Annotated in this window: 18 protein-coding genes; 7 read left to right on the top strand and 11 right to left on the bottom strand. The window is 50.1% G+C overall.

Annotation, left to right across the window (positions count from 1 at the left end; translation table 11 throughout):
- Nucleotides 1–16 precede the first annotated feature (16 nt).
- The 4 genes from ACLD11_RS15930 to rfaQ are packed head-to-tail and all read right to left on the bottom strand — an operon-like array spanning nt 17 to nt 3976.
- Nucleotides 17–940 carry a glycosyltransferase family 52 gene (locus ACLD11_RS15930; protein WP_411012103.1) on the bottom strand — a complete coding sequence of 308 codons (924 nt, stop codon included), beginning with the start codon at nt 938–940 and terminating at the stop codon, nt 17–19.
- Nucleotides 941–994: 54 nt separating this feature from the next.
- Nucleotides 995–1792, bottom strand: a complete 798-nt coding sequence (gene rfaP, locus ACLD11_RS15925) for a lipopolysaccharide core heptose(I) kinase RfaP (protein ID WP_411015096.1) — start codon at nt 1790–1792, stop codon at nt 995–997.
- Nucleotides 1785–2909, bottom strand: coding sequence for a glycosyltransferase family 4 protein (locus ACLD11_RS15920; protein ID WP_411012101.1), 1125 nt, complete (start codon nt 2907–2909; stop codon nt 1785–1787). Before ACLD11_RS15920 ends, rfaP begins: the two co-directional genes overlap by 8 nt.
- Nucleotides 2906–3976: a lipopolysaccharide core heptosyltransferase RfaQ gene (rfaQ, locus tag ACLD11_RS15915; protein ID WP_411015095.1), complete on the bottom strand. Its 1071-nt coding sequence runs from the start codon at nt 3974–3976 to the stop codon at nt 2906–2908. The genes ACLD11_RS15920 and rfaQ overlap by 4 nt, the downstream gene beginning before the upstream one ends.
- A 408-nt stretch (nt 3977–4384) precedes the next feature.
- Between rfaQ and waaA the strand changes: the two genes are divergently transcribed.
- Together waaA and coaD are read left to right on the top strand one after the other, a co-directional pair.
- A complete protein-coding gene (gene waaA, locus ACLD11_RS15910) occupies nt 4385–5662 on the top strand; it encodes a lipid IV(A) 3-deoxy-D-manno-octulosonic acid transferase (protein ID WP_000891580.1) in 1278 nt (425 codons plus the stop codon).
- An 8-nt stretch (nt 5663–5670) separates the two neighbouring features.
- Nucleotides 5671–6150 carry a pantetheine-phosphate adenylyltransferase gene (gene coaD / locus ACLD11_RS15905; RefSeq protein ID WP_001171887.1) on the top strand — a complete coding sequence of 160 codons (480 nt, stop codon included), beginning with the start codon at nt 5671–5673 and terminating at the stop codon, nt 6148–6150.
- A 23-nt stretch (nt 6151–6173) separates the two neighbouring features.
- Here coaD and mutM read toward each other — a convergent pair whose 3' ends face one another.
- From mutM to radC, 4 genes are all read right to left on the bottom strand, one after another.
- Nucleotides 6174–6983 carry a bifunctional DNA-formamidopyrimidine glycosylase/DNA-(apurinic or apyrimidinic site) lyase gene (gene mutM / locus ACLD11_RS15900; protein WP_001114515.1) on the bottom strand — a complete coding sequence of 270 codons (810 nt, stop codon included), beginning with the start codon at nt 6981–6983 and terminating at the stop codon, nt 6174–6176.
- Nucleotides 6984–7080: 97 nt separating this feature from the next.
- Nucleotides 7081–7248, bottom strand: coding sequence for a 50S ribosomal protein L33 (gene rpmG, locus ACLD11_RS15895; RefSeq protein ID WP_001051798.1), 168 nt, complete (start codon nt 7246–7248; stop codon nt 7081–7083).
- A 20-nt stretch (nt 7249–7268) separates the two neighbouring features.
- Nucleotides 7269–7505, bottom strand: a complete 237-nt coding sequence (gene rpmB / locus ACLD11_RS15890) for a 50S ribosomal protein L28 (RefSeq protein WP_001519051.1) — start codon at nt 7503–7505, stop codon at nt 7269–7271.
- Between the two features lie 217 nt (nt 7506–7722).
- Nucleotides 7723–8388 (bottom strand): RadC family protein, encoded by a 666-nt coding sequence (radC, locus tag ACLD11_RS15885; RefSeq protein ID WP_000380129.1) that lies wholly within the window; start codon nt 8386–8388, stop codon nt 7723–7725.
- A 175-nt stretch (nt 8389–8563) separates the two neighbouring features.
- On the opposite strand from radC, the gene coaBC reads away from it, so the two are divergent.
- The 3 genes from coaBC to slmA all read left to right on the top strand — a co-directional run bounded on the left by coaBC (nt 8564) and on the right by slmA (nt 10924).
- The gene (gene coaBC / locus ACLD11_RS15880; protein ID WP_411012115.1) at nt 8564–9784 is read left to right on the top strand and encodes a bifunctional phosphopantothenoylcysteine decarboxylase/phosphopantothenate--cysteine ligase CoaBC; all 1221 of its coding nucleotides are present in this window, start codon (nt 8564–8566) and stop codon (nt 9782–9784) included.
- Nucleotides 9762–10220: a dUTP diphosphatase gene (gene dut, locus ACLD11_RS15875; protein WP_000976078.1), complete on the top strand. Its 459-nt coding sequence runs from the start codon at nt 9762–9764 to the stop codon at nt 10218–10220. The genes coaBC and dut overlap by 23 nt, the downstream gene beginning before the upstream one ends.
- 107 nt (nt 10221–10327) lie before the next feature.
- Complete coding sequence (gene slmA / locus ACLD11_RS15870; protein WP_000818607.1) at nt 10328–10924, top strand: nucleoid occlusion factor SlmA; 597 nt, start codon at nt 10328–10330, stop codon at nt 10922–10924.
- 77 nt (nt 10925–11001) lie between these two features.
- Here slmA and pyrE read toward each other — a convergent pair whose 3' ends face one another.
- Both pyrE and rph read right to left on the bottom strand, forming a co-directional pair.
- Entirely contained in the window at nt 11002–11643 is a 642-nt protein-coding gene (pyrE, locus tag ACLD11_RS15865; protein WP_000806167.1) for an orotate phosphoribosyltransferase, read from the bottom strand.
- A gap of 78 nt (nt 11644–11721) precedes the next feature.
- Nucleotides 11722–12438 (bottom strand): ribonuclease PH, encoded by a 717-nt coding sequence (rph, locus tag ACLD11_RS15860; RefSeq protein ID WP_001247078.1) that lies wholly within the window; start codon nt 12436–12438, stop codon nt 11722–11724.
- Between the two features lie 125 nt (nt 12439–12563).
- Here rph and ACLD11_RS15855 point away from each other — a divergent pair, with 125 nt between their 5' ends.
- The gene (locus ACLD11_RS15855; protein ID WP_000621352.1) at nt 12564–13427 is read left to right on the top strand and encodes a YicC/YloC family endoribonuclease; all 864 of its coding nucleotides are present in this window, start codon (nt 12564–12566) and stop codon (nt 13425–13427) included.
- Nucleotides 13428–13476: 49 nt separating this feature from the next.
- On the opposite strand, the gene ACLD11_RS15850 is transcribed toward ACLD11_RS15855, so the two are convergent.
- Nucleotides 13477–14379 (bottom strand): LysR family transcriptional regulator, encoded by a 903-nt coding sequence (locus ACLD11_RS15850; protein WP_001050866.1) that lies wholly within the window; start codon nt 14377–14379, stop codon nt 13477–13479.
- 73 nt (nt 14380–14452) lie between these two features.
- On the opposite strand from ACLD11_RS15850, the gene ACLD11_RS15845 reads away from it, so the two are divergent.
- Nucleotides 14453–15334, top strand: a complete 882-nt coding sequence (locus tag ACLD11_RS15845; protein WP_411015094.1) for an HARLDQ motif MBL-fold protein — start codon at nt 14453–14455, stop codon at nt 15332–15334.
- The last annotated feature ends 101 nt before the right edge of the window (nt 15335–15435 follow it).

The following is a 15435-nucleotide window of genomic DNA, read 5'->3' as shown; positions in this document are numbered from 1 at the left end:
CCAATCAACACTATATTTATACTAAGATATGATTAAAATCAAGCTCCAGCCCATAATTAAAAGCATCGGTTAATAAGGGGCTCATTATTTTATAACTTTCAATCGCTGAAATATTATTTAAATTATACTGCGCTGTACTATTAAAGCCATATAACTTTAATGCCAGCCCTTGCTCAAGATATTCTAAAATAATATCCTCAGCTATCATTTCAGATTTAATATTTAATACACCATCGAATTCATGAGAATCATATCGAGGGTGAGGTATATATATATCGATGTCTTCTTTCTTAATAAAAATCTGAAGTTGTTGAAGAAAAAGATTCTCATCTTCTTTATTTTTTAATGCATCAACATATACAGTCCCTAATAATATTTTTTTTAGCCCCCTATTTTCATCGGGAGTAGTTGTATAATGCACTAATATAATTTCTTCTGTGTTTTTAATGATGTTAGCTCTATCAGGGAATAATGTATAATGTTTTTTGTCTAACTGTAATACCTCCTCTTTATGGTATTTTCGCCCCATCGTTTTTCTTATAAATTTCGATGCAGCGCTTATATACTTATCTTTGTACATTATACTTTTTCGATTAATATTATTTGTACCGTCATCAAAGGTTTTTATTTCAGAAAAAGAGATACACGATAAAATATGGTGTACAAGCGGGACGTGAAAATTCGCGAAGAAAACGGTATGATATTCTCTGGCATACTTTCCCATGATTTTTTTAGCATACCGTGTTCTTTGAATCGTTTTAAATGTCGAAAATTTTGCTACCTGCGGAACAATGTCTGAGTGCCGACATAACGGCTGAATTTTTTTTAAATAGTACTGATTTTTTACGTTATCTACATCGCCAATAAATAAAACATCAACTTTTCTCAACTGCTCTTTTTCTATAATTGACCGTGCAATCAATAATTGCAAATTAGTCATGCATATGAATAGAAACATATAGCCTCTAAGCTATTTTAAAATATAACTTTCATATTAAAGATTTTTTCTTATTGTTCTTTCTTTAATTCGAGCAGCTTTAACATCCGCCTGATGAATCAACCCCGACTCTTTTTGTAAAATCTCTCGCAGGGGGAGAGAGAAATACTCACGCATAAACCGGAATATATCTCGCTGAGTCAGACCAATATTCATTGAAGAAAAATAAAGCCCAATTAAATCTTTGTCACGCCAGCGAAGGGGAACGTGCTGACGTATCTGCGCGCGATGCAGGTCGATTACGGAGATTTTTAAATCCTCTTCGCGACCAGTGAAAGGTAAATGCAGAAGAAAGTGGCAAATATAACAGTCGCGATGGTTAATTCCCCCGGCGTGCATTTTACGTACCATAGTCGCAACACGCTTAATGATCATCCACTTCACCTGCGCGTCCGGTGGATTAACAGCCCAGTCAGCACAGTAGTCTTCAAGGCTAATGGTAGGCGTTAAATCTTCGGTGATAATAAATGATGTTCTGGTTAGCGGGTTTACGCCTTTTTCACCAAAACCAACGCCGTGCATCGTATCAACGCCCAGCTCATATAGACGATGAATGGCGTGCCATTCTCTGTCAGCGCCCAGAACAGGCATACGTAACGAAATCAGGTTCTTCACAATTTCTTTCAGCGAAGTGCCTTTATGCCACTTCAGGAAGTAGCTTTTGCCGTCCAGCTCAAACCGCAATGTTCGACGCGTCTCCAGCTCTCTGAACACTTCGCCCTGTAACGTTTTCACTTCCTCAAAAGCATCTTTACCGCGCCATAGTGTAGTTAACGGCGCTTTCAGCTCAACCATCTAAATCACCTGTAATAATATCTGCGGCCTTCTCCGGTAAACTGTATAAATCCTGAGTATCAGCATAATACCGCGCATTTTCAGCCCAGGCGCTGCGTAAGGAAGGCTGTGTCAGCGCTTTGAGTAAAACCTCATTTAGCGCATCCTGACGGAATGGTTCAGTCATCGCTTCGCCACAGTTTGCATCCACAATATAATGAGCATAACCGCACACCGCAGTTGTCAACACCGGCAAACCAGCAGTAATGGCTTCCAGCAAAACAATACCAGCAGCTTCCTGATAGGCTGGATGCAGTAAAAGGTCGGCTGCCGCCATTAACTCCGCGATATCATTACGTCCGGAGAAAAAATGCACATTCGTGCCAACGCCGCTTCTTTCAGCCAGCGCTGCAAACTTCTTCGGCTTATCCTGCCCGACAACATAGAGCACCGTATTTTGCCGTAAAGATTCGGGTAACGATGCCAGCGCTTCAATAGAGCGATCCACACCTTTACGGGTAAAGTCAGACCCTACTTGCAACAGTAATTTTTGCTGTTCTGAGATACCATTTTTCTGACGATAAATTTGACGACTGTTTGGGATCTGTTGGCTATATTTTCTGTCCGGGTAAATCCCCGGAGGAAGAATATGGAAACGCTCCGCTTCAGTCTGATAATGTTTTTGGAAGTCAGCAATCTGCTTATTCGTCAGCATTAATAGTTGCGTCGACTTGCCGTGTTCAAACGTGGCGCGTTCAAAAGCAGCATAATGCCGATAGCGTGATGTCAGGCGATAGAAAAAACCTTTTTCCTGTGCGACTTTTTCGGCATAACACACGTCTGCGGCATAATACACATCAAGGCCAGGCATCTTATTGAATCCAACCACCCGATCGACAGGGTGGTCGCGTAAATGGTGTTGCACCCAGGCATAATATTCTGCGTTACGACCGTGGTTCGTCCGGGATTTAACCGGCACGCAGATTAATTCAAAGTTATCCGGGCATTCCCCTTCCCATGACTGAGTATAAACACGAACCTGATGACCTCGCGCCGCCACGGTTTGGGCAATGCGCATAAAATCACGCTGTAGGCCGCCAAAAGGAAAATATTTATATAAGCAAAAGGCAACTCTCATAGCAGGCTGTCCAAATCTATGGGGCGTGCCTCATGCGGCAGCATTTTTTCCGTCGCGGCGATAACATCTTCAGCCGGAATCACAGAAAGGTATTTTTTATTACGATCAAGCTCATGCCGTTCAGGCATCGGCTGATAATTGCCTGCCCAAAACTGAATGATGTCGTCGGTCCAGGGACGCCAGAACACATGATCCGTCGCGCCGAAAAGGCAAATGACCGGCGTTTTGACTGCTGCGGCAATATGACCAGGGGCCGAATCAACGCCGATAAAGAGAGCCGCATGGTCAATCAACGCGCCCAATTCAGGAAAGCGAGTTTTACCCGCCAGACCAGTAACCGGTTTTGTCTCACAGCCGCGTGCAATAGCATCCACACAGGCCATCTCGTCTGCGGCCGGGCCTGACGTCAGTACAACCTGATAACCGCGGTGCTGCACGGCATCAATAACCTGAGAGAATTTATCATTATCCCAGCACTTAAATAGCTGCCGTGCCGTAGGCTGAATAACAACATATTGTCGGGTCACACCAAGTTGTTTGAGCTGTTGTCGCATGTTTTCCCAATGTTCCGGGCGATAGCTCATGGTGGTTTCCGTGACATACTGTTTTAGCGCTAACGGCTTTAGCGCGGATAATGTGCGCTCAACAGCATGTTCTCCCGCATAAGGTACTAAATGCGTAAAGCTCTTTTTCCATAAAGCAGACTGGCGATTACCGAAATCCTGCGAGATTTTTATTTTTGCGTTTAAAAAACGCACAATAAGCGCCACGCTCCACTGATCGGTGAGATTGACGACCAGATCATACGAGTTAGCACGCAATTTTTTGATTAGCGATAGCGCGTTTTTGATCTTCTCTTTTGTTCCTGCGCCTTTGTTACTGATGCCGTAGAGTGCATTAATCTCCGGATTTTCCGACAATATCGGTATGGTGTTCTGGTAAAGAAGCACATCGATTTTTGCATCGGGATAATTCTGCTTCAGCGTGCTGATGACAGGAGTGGTAAGTAACATGTCTCCATGAAAACGCATTTTTATAATCAGAATTCTTCGAAATGGCTTTTCCACAAGCGACTCTTTGGTTGAAATTGTCCGGATAAATAAGCAGAAAAAAGCACGCTACCGCCCCAGGCTTCACAGCAACCCGATGGCTAATACCGCACTCATTTTAGATGCGCTAGTGTAACACTTCTTTCGCAGCAATCCGATACGAATAATTTTTATACACAATCATTTTTTTAATCATAAATTCAAAGAGATATTAATTTATCCCTCTCTTGTGAATGGTCATTCCCATTGTCCGGGGCGACAAGGGCGGCAAATTTCAATGGATTGCGTAAAAATGCAAAAATAATGGGGTTCAGCGCCTGGAATCCTCGCTTCTGAGCCAATTTGGCGCAAAAATGGGAAAAGTAATGGTAAAGCCCAGGCTAAATACATAGAATCCCCAGCACATCCATAAGTCAGCTATTTACTATGCTCGAATTGCTTTACACCGCTCTTCTCTACCTTATTCAGCCTCTGATCTGGATACGGCTTTGGGTGCGTGGACGTAAAGCGCCGGCCTATCGTAAACGTTGGGGTGAACGCTACGGATTCTACCGCCGTCCGTTGAAACCGGGCGGAATCATGCTGCATTCCGTCTCGGTGGGCGAAACTCTGGCGGCCATCCCATTGGTCCGCGCTCTACGTCATCGCTATCCCGATCTGCCTATTACCGTAACGACCATGACGCCGACCGGCTCGGAGCGCGTCCAGTCCGCCTTTGGCAACGATGTTCAGCACGTTTACTTGCCTTATGATTTGCCCGATGCGCTCAATCGTTTCCTCAATGAGATTGATCCTAAGCTGGTATTGATCATGGAGACTGAGCTCTGGCCAAATCTGATTGCTGCGCTGCACAAACGTCATATTCCGCTGGTTATCGCTAATGCACGGCTTTCCGCCCGCTCCGCCGCGGGTTATGCGAAGCTTGGCAAGTTTGTCCGTACGCTCCTGCGCCGTATCACCCTGATTGCCGCGCAAAACGAAGAAGATGGCGAACGCTTTGTGGCATTGGGCGCGAAGAACAATCAGGTCACGGTCACCGGCAGTCTGAAATTTGATATTTCAGTTACGCCGCAGTTGGCGGCTAAAGCCGTTACGCTACGCCGCCAGTGGGCGCCGCACCGTCCGGTCTGGATTGCCACCAGCACCCACGATGGCGAAGAGAGTATCGTTATCGCCGCTCACCAGGCGTTATTACATCAATTCCCGAATTTATTACTGATTCTGGTGCCCCGCCATCCGGAGCGTTTCCCGGATGCTATCAATCTTGTGCGTCAGGCAGGGTTAAGCTACATCACTCGCTCTTCGGGCGAAGTGCCGTCCGCCAGCACCCAGGTCGTGGTAGGCGATACCATGGGCGAATTAATGTTGCTCTATGGCATTGCCGATCTCGCCTTTGTTGGTGGTTCGCTGGTTGAACGCGGCGGTCACAACCCGCTGGAGGCCGCCGCTCATGCGATTCCGGTACTGATGGGTCCGCATACCTTTAACTTTAAAGATATTTGCGCCCGTCTGGATCAGGCGAGCGGACTTATCACGATTACCGATGCGGCTACGCTGGCAAAAGAAGTTTCCTCTTTACTGACCGACGCTGATTATCGTAATTTCTACGGACGTCACGCAGTTGAAGTGCTGTATCAAAATCAGGGCGCGCTCCAGCGTCTGCTGCAACTGCTGGAACCTTATCTGCCACCGAAAACGCATTGAGGACTGTCATGCAAAAACGGGCGATTTATCCAGGCACGTTTGATCCGATTACTAACGGTCATCTCGATATTGTGACGCGCGCAACGCAGATGTTCGACCATGTCATTCTGGCCATCGCCGCCAGCCCCGGCAAGAAACCCATGTTCACCCTGGAGGAGCGTGTGGCGCTGGCGCAAAAAGCGACCGCACACCTGGGTAACGTAGAGGTGGTGGGCTTTAGCGACCTGATGGCCAATTTCGCCCGCGACAGACAGGCGAATATCCTGATTCGTGGTCTGCGCGCGGTGGCGGATTTTGAATATGAAATGCAGTTGGCGCATATGAATCGCCATCTGATGCCGCAACTGGAAAGCGTTTTCCTGATGCCGTCCAAAGAGTGGTCGTTTATTTCATCGTCGCTGGTCAAAGAAGTGGCACGCCATCAGGGCGATGTGACCCACTTTCTGCCGGACAATGTGCATCAGGCGCTAATGGATAAGTTGAAATAAGTTTCCTTGCCGGGCCTGGCGTTTTACTTCTGACAGTGACGGCAATAGAACGTCGCACGCTGTGCGTGTTTCGTTGCGACTATCGGCGTACCGCATACCCGACACGGCTCACCTTTGCGCCCGTACACCTGCAACTCCTGCGCAAAATAGCCCGGTTTCCCATCGCTTTGCAGAAAATCCTTCAGCGTTGTCCCGCCTTGTTCAATAGAGCGCAGCAAAACGGCTTTAATCACCCGCGCCAGCAGGTCGCACTCCTCTGTCGAGAGTGACGACGCCAGGCGGTCAGGGTGAATACCAGCGGCAAACAGCGACTCGCTGGCGTAGATATTCCCCACACCGACCACCAGCTTGTTATCCATCAGCCATGGTTTAATCGCCGTCTTCTTCTTCGCGCATTTCTGCTGCAAATATTCGCCATTAAACTCATCGCTTAGCGGCTCCGGTCCCAGATGCGCCAGTACGTTATGCCCTTCCAGCTCTTTGGTCCATAACCAGGCGCCAAAGCGGCGAGGATCGGTATAACGTAGAATTTTGCCATTGCTCATCACCAAATCGACATGGTCGTGCTTTTCCGCCGGCAGCGCTTCCGACAATATCCGCAGGCTTCCCGACATCCCCAGGTGAATAATTATCCAGCCGTCAGGCAGCTCCAGCAGTAAATATTTAGCACGACGCTGAACGCTAAGGACGGGAGTATCACTCAGACGATAAATTTCATCTGAAACCGGCCAGCGCAGACGGCCGTTACGGATATGGGCGTGCAGGATAGTAGCGCCAACTAAATGGGGTTCAATACCCCGGCGGCTGGTTTCAACTTCGGGTAATTCAGGCATAACGTCTCCGGCTGTGTGGCTGGTCTCATTAATATGGGGACGGCCAGAAAACAAAAAACCCCGCCGAAGCGAGGTTTTTGTTACATCAAAGCGAGAATTATTTGATTTTCGCTTCTTTGTAGATCACGTGCTGACGGACAACTGGATCGAATTTTTTCAGTTCCAGTTTTTCCGGTTTAGTACGTTTGTTCTTCGTAGTGGTATAAAAGTGACCAGTACCAGCAGAAGAAACCAGCTTGATTTTCTCACGAATACCTTTAGCCATGATTTATTTCCTCTTAGTACTTAGTACTTTTCGCCACGGGCACGCAGTTCAGACAGAACTGTTTCGATGCCTTTTTTATCGATGATACGCATACCTTTAGCAGATACACGCAGGGTGACAAAACGCTTCTCGCTCTCAACCCAGAAACGGTGAGAGTGCAGGTTAGGCAGGAAACGGCGTTTAGTCGCGTTCAGTGCGTGGGAACGGTTGTTACCGGTCACCGGACGCTTGCCAGTAACTTGGCAGACTCGGGACATGTCTATTCTCCAAAAATCAAATTAGCTCGAGCTTCGTATGGGGTATCGGCGCCTCGTCAGGCTTTACAGCCTGGTCATCGCGCAGTTCTATTGAACTCTCGATTGCCAGGCCCAAATGCCAAACCCGAGATTCTCAAAGGTGGCGTAGTATACGCTGACCCGGCGATATGCTCAAGTCCCGAACAGACAAAGATCCCGATGGATCGCGCAAAGAATCTTAAATCCAGCCGCGTTCGGCAAAAGAAACGTACTCTCCGCGCCCAATTATCAGGTGATCGAGCACCCGGATATCCATAAACTGGCAACACTTTATCACGCGCTCAGTGATAAGTTTATCTGCTTTACTTGGCTCTGCGCAGCCTGAAGGGTGGTTATGCGCCAGAATGACCGCTGAAGCATTGAGTTTAATCGCTTCCCGAACAATCTCACGCGGATGCACCTCTACGTGGTTAAGCGTGCCGGAAAACAGGCGGCTGTGCTGAAGCACCCGGTGCTGGGCATCGAGGAAGATCACCAGAAAGATCTCACGCTCTTCGCCCGTCAGTTGGCTTTGCAGAAATTCCCGCGTCATTTCCGGACTCAGCAACGCACTTTCCTCATTCATGCGCACGCTGTAATAGCGCCTTGCCAGCTCAGCAATGCCTTTCAACTGCGCGAATTTCGCCAGGCCGATGCCGTTTACGCCACGAAACTGCGCAAAGTCCGCCGACAGCAGGCCATACAGCGACCCAAAGTGCTGCAATATCTCTTTTGCCAACGTCATAACATCTTTTCCCGGCGTGCCGGTACGTAAAAAAAGCGCCAGCAACTCCACGTCGCTGAGGGAAGCAATGCCGGATCTGAGCATTTTTTCACGCGGCAATAATTCGTCCAACGTATCCATACGCGCACCTCCTTTTTTAAGGAAGCGGCATAGTGGCACAGCCTTTGGGAGAGATCGACGCCCCGATTTTGTTCTTGCGTAGCGCCTCGCAAAGTGGAGCGCAGGCAAAGACACGACGCCGTAGAGATTGTGATAAAATAGCCGCCTTTCAAAGTCACCCAACAGGAAAGACATGATGAGCCTGGCCGGTAAAAAAATTGTTCTCGGCGTTAGCGGCGGTATCGCTGCGTATAAAACGCCGGAGCTGGTGCGCCGTTTACGTGAGCGCGGCGCTGACGTGCGCGTGGCAATGACCGAGGCGGCAAAAGCCTTTATTACCCCCCTGAGCTTACAGGCAGTGTCGGGTTATCCCGTATCCGACAGTCTGCTTGACCCTGCCGCCGAAGCCGCGATGGGGCATATCGAGTTGGGGAAATGGGCCGACCTGGTGATTCTTGCCCCCGCGACCGCCGATCTGATCGCCCGTGTAGCATCGGGTATGGCTAATGATTTAGTCTCCACCATCTGCCTGGCGACGCCAGCCCCGGTGGCCGTTCTTCCGGCCATGAACCAACAGATGTACCGCGCTGCCGCCACGCAACATAATCTGGAGGTGCTCGCCTCTCGCGGCCTGTTCATTTGGGGGCCGGATAGCGGCAGTCAGGCGTGCGGCGATGTAGGCCCAGGCCGAATGCTGGACCCATTGGTTATCGTTGATAAGGCCGCCGCGCATTTCGCTGCCGTCAACGATCTGCAACATCTTAATATCATGATTACGGCAGGCCCGACGCGCGAACCGCTCGACCCGGTGCGTTATATTTCCAACCACAGTTCCGGTAAAATGGGCTTCGCTATTGCGGCAGCCGCAACGCATCGCGGCGCAAATGTTACGCTGGTCTCCGGTCCCGTTTCGTTACCGACGCCGCCTTTTGTCAAACGGGTTGATGTCATAACCGCGCTGGACATGGAAGCCGCTGTTCAGGCCGCCGTTCAACAGCAGCATATTTTCATTAGCTGCGCCGCCGTGGCTGACTATCGCGCAGAGACTATCGCCAGTGAAAAAATCAAAAAACAGGCGGCGCAAGGTGATGAATTACTAATAAAAATGGTCAAAAACCCGGACATTGTCGCCGGGGTGGCCGCACTCAGTGACAATCGACCCTACGTTGTTGGGTTTGCCGCGGAAACGAATAATGTGGAAGAATACGCCCGACAAAAACGTATCCGTAAGAACCTTGACCTGATTTGTGCAAATGATGTTTCTCTTTCAAATCAGGGATTTAATAGCGATAAAAACGCTTTACACCTTTTCTGGCAGGATGGAGATAAAGTCTTACCGCTTGAGCGGAAAGAACTCCTGGGCCAATTATTACTCGACGAGATCGTGACCCGTTATGATGAAAAAAATCGACGTTAAGATTCTGGACCCGCGTGTTGGTCAGCAGTTTCCGCTGCCGACTTATGCTACTTCTGGTTCTGCCGGGCTTGACCTGCGCGCCTGTCTCGACGACGCCGTAGAACTGGCGCCTGGCGCAACGACGTTGGTGCCTACCGGACTGGCCATTCATATCGCCGATCCATCACTGGCGGCAGTCATGTTGCCGCGTTCGGGCCTGGGCCATAAACATGGTATCGTGCTGGGCAACCTGGTCGGGCTGATTGATTCCGATTATCAGGGGCAACTGATGGTTTCGATCTGGAACCGTGGTCAGGACAGTTTTACCATTGAACCGGGCGAACGTATCGCGCAAATGGTGTTTGTTCCGGTCGTTCAGGCCGAATTTAATCTGGTGGAAGCATTTGACGCCACCGAACGTGGCGAGGGCGGCTTCGGTCATTCTGGCCGTAAGTAAATTTTACGCATCCCCATAACGTCATAATACTGCCGCAAGCGCTGAGTTTGCGGTTATAGCGTGGGTGCTCGCCTGGCAAGTGCTTATTTTCAGGGGTATTTTGTAACATGGCAGAAAAACAAACTGCGAAAAGGAATCGTCGCGAAGAAATACTTCAGTCACTGGCGCTGATGCTTGAATCCAGCGATGGAAGCCAACGCATCACGACGGCAAAACTGGCGGCCTCGGTCGGCGTTTCCGAAGCGGCGCTATACCGCCATTTTCCCAGCAAGACCCGCATGTTCGATAGCCTGATTGAGTTTATCGAAGATAGTCTGATTACCCGTATCAATCTGATTTTAAAAGATGAAAAAAACACCAGCACACGTTTGCGCCTGATTGTGTTGCTGATTCTGGGTTTTGGCGAACGCAACCCTGGCCTGACGCGCATTCTTACCGGGCACGCGCTGATGTTTGAACAGGATCGCCTGCAGGGGCGCATTAATCAGCTTTTTGAACGCATCGAAGCGCAGCTCCGCCAGGTGCTACGAGAAAAAAGAATGCGTGAAGGCGAAGGCTACACGACGGATGAAAATCTGCTGGCAAGCCAACTGTTAGCCTTCTGTGAAGGTATGCTTTCACGGTTCGTGCGTAGCGAATTTAAATACCGCCCAACGGACGATTTCGATGCCCGCTGGCCGCTCATTGCCGCTCAGCTACAGTAACGCTGACTGGATAGTGGCTCACGCCTTATCCAGGCGACAGAAACATAGGCCCGGTAAAGCGCCACCGGGCAATTCGCTTATACGCCAAATTCTTCCCGGTATGCTCGCACAGCCGCCAGATGCTCAGCCATATCAGGTTTTTCTTCCAGATAGGCAATCAGGTCTTTCAGCGTAATGATGGAGATAACCTTACAGCCATAGTCGCGCTCCACTTCCTGAATCGCGGAAATCTCGCCGCGGCCACGTTCCTGACGATCCAGCGAAATCAGTACGCCAGCCAGCGTAGCCCCGTGCGCCTGAATAATCTCCATCGACTCGCGAATCGCTGTACCTGCGGTAATCACGTCATCCACCAGCATCACGCGACCCTGTAGCGCGCTGCCCACCAGACTCCCGCCTTCGCCATGATCTTTTGCCTCTTTGCGGTTAAAGCAGTACGGCAGGTCTTTATCGTGATGTTCCGCCAGCGCAACCGCCGTCGTCGTCGCGATCGGAATACCTTTGTATGCGGGGCCAAACAGCAGATCAAATTCAATACCGGAATCCACCAGCGCTTCGGCATAAAAACGGCCTAACAACGCCAGGTCGCGCCCGGTATTAAACAGCCCGGCGTTGAAGAAATAGGGGCTTTTGCGCCCGGATTTCAGCGTAAACTCGCCAAACTTTAGTACCTGTTTGTTAAGCGCAAACTCAATAAACTGGCGCTGATACGGTTTCATGGATTCGCTCCTTTTCTTACTTTCATCATTTACGAAATTTACGGACAAAAAAAAGGCGACTTTTCAGTCGCCTTAAAATCAATTTTCTAACGCCGCCTTCTGCGTCGCCACAATGGATTCAATTCCCCCTCGGGCCAGCGCCAACAAAGTGAGAAGTTCTTCATGGCTGAACGGCTCGCCTTCCGCGGTACCCTGTACTTCAATAATGCGGCCGTCTTCAGTCATCACGACGTTCATGTCGGTTTCTGCGGCGGAATCTTCAACATATTCCAGATCGCAGATCGCTTCGCCGTTAACGATGCCTACGGAAACCGCCGCCACCATGCCTTTCATCGGGTTGGTTTTCAGCTTACCGTTGGCAACCAATTTATTCAGCGCATCCGCCAACGCCACGCAGGCACCGGTAATAGACGCTGTACGCGTACCGCCATCGGCCTGGATTACATCGCAGTCCAGCGTAATGGTAAATTCGCCGAGCGTTTTCAGATCGACCGCCGCACGCAGCGCACGCGCGATCAAACGCTGAATTTCCATAGTACGACCGCCCTGCTTACCCTTTGCTGCTTCACGCGCGTTACGGGTATGGGTAGCGCGAGGCAACATGCCATACTCTGCGGTGATCCACCCCTGGCCTTGCCCTTTCAGAAAACGTGGGACGCCTTCTTCAATGGAGGCGGTGCACAACACTTTGGTATCTCCAAATTCGACCAGTACCGAGCCTTCAGCGTGTTTTGTATAGTTACGGGTCAGGGTTACGGGACGCACCTGATTAGCGCTACGGCCTGCTGGACGCATATTGAGATCTCCGGCTTAAAACGAATGTGGCTGCGCATTATACGGACTTCCGATGGTTATTCCTATCCTGACAAGGCATGGATAGCTATAATCCCCTCATCTCTCCTTTAAAAACGGGAACATCTATGATCCGCAGTATGACCGCCTACGCCCGGCGTGAAATCAAGGGTGAATGGGGTAGCGCGACCTGGGAAATGCGCTCGGTAAACCAGCGTTATCTGGAAACTTACTTTCGTCTGCCGGAACAGTTCCGTAGTCTTGAACCCGTCGTGCGCGAACGCATTCGTACACGCCTGACGCGTGGCAAAGTCGAATGTATGCTGCGTTTTGAACCCGATGCCAGCGCGCAAGGCGAGCTTATTCTGAATGAAAAGCTCGCGAAACAATTAGTTAGCGCCGCAAACTGGGTCAAAATGCAGAGCGACGAAGGGGAAATCAATCCGGTTGATATTTTGCGCTGGCCAGGTGTCATGGCGGCGCAAGAGCAGGATCTGGACGCGATTGCCGCAGAAATTTTAGCCGCACTGGACGGTACGCTGGATGACTTTATCGTCGCGCGCGAAACGGAAGGCCAGGCGCTGAAAGCGCTGATTGAACAACGTCTGGAAGGCGTCAGCGCCGAAGTAGCGAAAGTCCGCGCGCATATGCCGGAAATCCTGCAATGGCAGCGTGAACGCCTGGTCGCGAAGCTGGAAGATGCTCAGGTTCAGTTGGAAAACAACCGTCTGGAGCAAGAGCTGGTGATGATGGCGCAGCGCATTGATGTGGCGGAAGAGCTGGATCGTCTGGAAGCGCACGTCAAAGAGACTTACAACATTCTGAAGAAAAAAGAGGCGGTAGGTCGCCGTCTGGACTTCATGATGCAAGAATTTAACCGTGAGTCGAACACCCTGGCCTCCAAATCCATCAACGCTGATGTAACTAACTCCGCTATTGAATTAAAAGTGTTGATCGAGCAAATGCGCGAGCAGATCCAGAATATTGAATAATTCTGGCGCTCAATATGTCACAGAGCCCGCCTTATGCGGGCTCTCGCGTTTATCGGTAGTACGTTTTTAATTTCCGGCGAATAGCGTCGATAAGGCGTCGCTTCCACTCTACCGTTGAAGCCCGATACTGCATAAAAATAGCGCCTTCCGCCTGCTCCCCGGCAAGCGGCAGGACAAAAAGACCGCGCTTATCGGATAAATTTTCATACCAGGGGCGCGGTACAATCGCCATTAGCGGCGCCGACTGGACAGCAGGCGCAAGTTGACTGTAATCATGACAAACAAACGCCAGCGGACGTTCAAACCCGGCACGAGCCTGCTGCCTGTCCAGTTCATTGTTCTCTTTTGTCCACGGCAAACAGTAAATGTGTTGATAATGCTGTAGATCAGCAAAATTCAACGCTGTGGCATTCTCCAGACGTGAACGCAATGGCGCGCCATAAACCGCGATCAAACGCGTAGTCCCCACCCGCTCGTAATGCAGAGCGCTGACCTGCTTTTGATGGTCGCCAATTGCCAGCACCAAATCAACCGAGCTATCCAACAGTTCATCACGCCAGGGTCGGCGGGCAAAAGGAAGGCACTCGATCACCGCCTGATGAAGATGACCTTTCTCTGCGAGAACGGGCGTAAGCAGCGCGTTCAATGCGGGAGGAAGTACCACCCGGAAACAACGGGAGCCGTTCTCTTTATCGCCAAACAGCTCCTCATTAAGCGAAACAAATACAGGCGCCAATTTGTCACGCAGCGCCTGCGCATAAGGCGTAGCAATCTGGCGGTTCCCTTCCCGTCGAAACAACGGATCGTTTAGCGCATCGCGCAATCTCATTAGCGCATGACTTACCGCAGAAGGCGACAAAGCCAGCTTTTGCGCCGTTTTCCCCGTAGAGCTCGTCTCCAGCAGTACATACAGTACTTTTAACAGATTCATATCCATTTGCAGCAAGTTCATTAAACGTCTCTCTTATTGAACCTGGCTAAATTACTGCCAGGTATACTGCGGGCGCTTCAATCAGGAGAACATTATGAATCGCTATGCATTATTCTTTGTATGTATATTTTCAACATCAGCACTTCCTGCCATGGCGGCATTAGATCCTTCACAACCGTTATCACCCGCGCCTCCGTTATCACTGTTTAAAGCGTGGGCTAAGCCTATGAAGCCGTTTCAAATCACAGAAGGCGTGTGGTATGTCGGCACGGAAAATCTCTCTTCTATTCTGCTGACCACTCCGGCAGGGCATATTCTTATTGATGCGGGATTGGATGAAAGCGCACCGCAAATTAAAGCGAATATTGAAGCGGCAGGATTCCGCCTCACAGACATACGCTATCTATTGAACAGCCATGCGCGGCTGGATCAAGCGGGGGGCATGGCACGTTTGAAAGCGTGGAGCGGCGCACAATTGGTCGCCAGTCAACCCAACGCCGATCAGATGGCGAGGGGTGGACGACAGGATTTTGCGCTTGGCGATGCGCTCCCCTTCCCGCCCGTCACCACTGATAAAATTATCCACAACCAGGAAAGCATCAGCCTCGGAGGGATAACCGTGACAGCACTATTCACGCCTGGACATCTACCCGGCTCAACCTCCTGGCGCGTAACGCTCCGCAACGGCAAGACGCTAATTTACGCAGATAGTCTCGCCACACCTGACTATCTGCTGATTAACAACAAAAATTACCCTGACCTGGTTACTGATATTCAGAGTAGCTTTAAGACACTGGCCGCCCAGCATGTTGATATCTTTATTGCCAACAAAGGTGACCGCTTCGGGCTACTGGAGAAACGACAGCAACTTCGTAACGGCGATACACAGGCATTCTTTGATTCCAATGGCTTGCAACAGTATGTGGAACGCTCGCGTCAGCGCTTCATCACACAACTTACCGCACAGCAGCCATAATGAAATAACTCACCGGCGGCGCATCCAGGGCGCCGTCCAGGTAATTTATCTAAGTCAAAACAGAAAAACATCGCATACAATAAACCACAAAAATGACGTTC

This window comes from Salmonella sp. 741265116_PST (assembly GCF_046567715.1).
GTDB classification, from domain to species: Bacteria; Pseudomonadota; Gammaproteobacteria; order Enterobacterales; family Enterobacteriaceae; genus Salmonella; species Salmonella enterica.
The sequence above is the reverse complement of the archived record's forward strand: the minus strand, read 5'-3'. Positions and strand labels throughout refer to the sequence as shown.

What these genes read in the sequence shown, in the direction of transcription:
- ACLD11_RS15930 (WP_411012103.1), bottom strand. Translation starts at nt 940, where the DNA reads ATGACTAATTTGCAATTATTGATTGCACGGTCAATTATAGAAAAAGAG.
- rfaP (WP_411015096.1), bottom strand. Translation starts at nt 1,792, where the DNA reads ATGGTTGAGCTGAAAGCGCCGTTAACTACACTATGGCGCGGTAAAGAT.
- ACLD11_RS15920 (WP_411012101.1), bottom strand. Translation starts at nt 2,909, where the DNA reads ATGAGAGTTGCCTTTTGCTTATATAAATATTTTCCTTTTGGCGGCCTA.
- waaA (WP_000891580.1), top strand. Translation starts at nt 4,385, where the DNA reads ATGCTCGAATTGCTTTACACCGCTCTTCTCTACCTTATTCAGCCTCTG.
- coaD (WP_001171887.1), top strand. Translation starts at nt 5,671, where the DNA reads ATGCAAAAACGGGCGATTTATCCAGGCACGTTTGATCCGATTACTAAC.
- mutM (WP_001114515.1), bottom strand. Translation starts at nt 6,983, where the DNA reads ATGCCTGAATTACCCGAAGTTGAAACCAGCCGCCGGGGTATTGAACCC.
- rpmG (WP_001051798.1), bottom strand. Translation starts at nt 7,248, where the DNA reads ATGGCTAAAGGTATTCGTGAGAAAATCAAGCTGGTTTCTTCTGCTGGT.
- rpmB (WP_001519051.1), bottom strand. Translation starts at nt 7,505, where the DNA reads ATGTCCCGAGTCTGCCAAGTTACTGGCAAGCGTCCGGTGACCGGTAAC.
- radC (WP_000380129.1), bottom strand. Translation starts at nt 8,388, where the DNA reads ATGGATACGTTGGACGAATTATTGCCGCGTGAAAAAATGCTCAGATCC.
- coaBC (WP_411012115.1), top strand. Translation starts at nt 8,564, where the DNA reads ATGAGCCTGGCCGGTAAAAAAATTGTTCTCGGCGTTAGCGGCGGTATC.
- dut (WP_000976078.1), top strand. Translation starts at nt 9,762, where the DNA reads ATGATGAAAAAAATCGACGTTAAGATTCTGGACCCGCGTGTTGGTCAG.
- slmA (WP_000818607.1), top strand. Translation starts at nt 10,328, where the DNA reads ATGGCAGAAAAACAAACTGCGAAAAGGAATCGTCGCGAAGAAATACTT.
- pyrE (WP_000806167.1), bottom strand. Translation starts at nt 11,643, where the DNA reads ATGAAACCGTATCAGCGCCAGTTTATTGAGTTTGCGCTTAACAAACAG.
- rph (WP_001247078.1), bottom strand. Translation starts at nt 12,438, where the DNA reads ATGCGTCCAGCAGGCCGTAGCGCTAATCAGGTGCGTCCCGTAACCCTG.
- ACLD11_RS15855 (WP_000621352.1), top strand. Translation starts at nt 12,564, where the DNA reads ATGATCCGCAGTATGACCGCCTACGCCCGGCGTGAAATCAAGGGTGAA.
- ACLD11_RS15850 (WP_001050866.1), bottom strand. Translation starts at nt 14,379, where the DNA reads ATGAACTTGCTGCAAATGGATATGAATCTGTTAAAAGTACTGTATGTA.
- ACLD11_RS15845 (WP_411015094.1), top strand. Translation starts at nt 14,453, where the DNA reads ATGAATCGCTATGCATTATTCTTTGTATGTATATTTTCAACATCAGCA.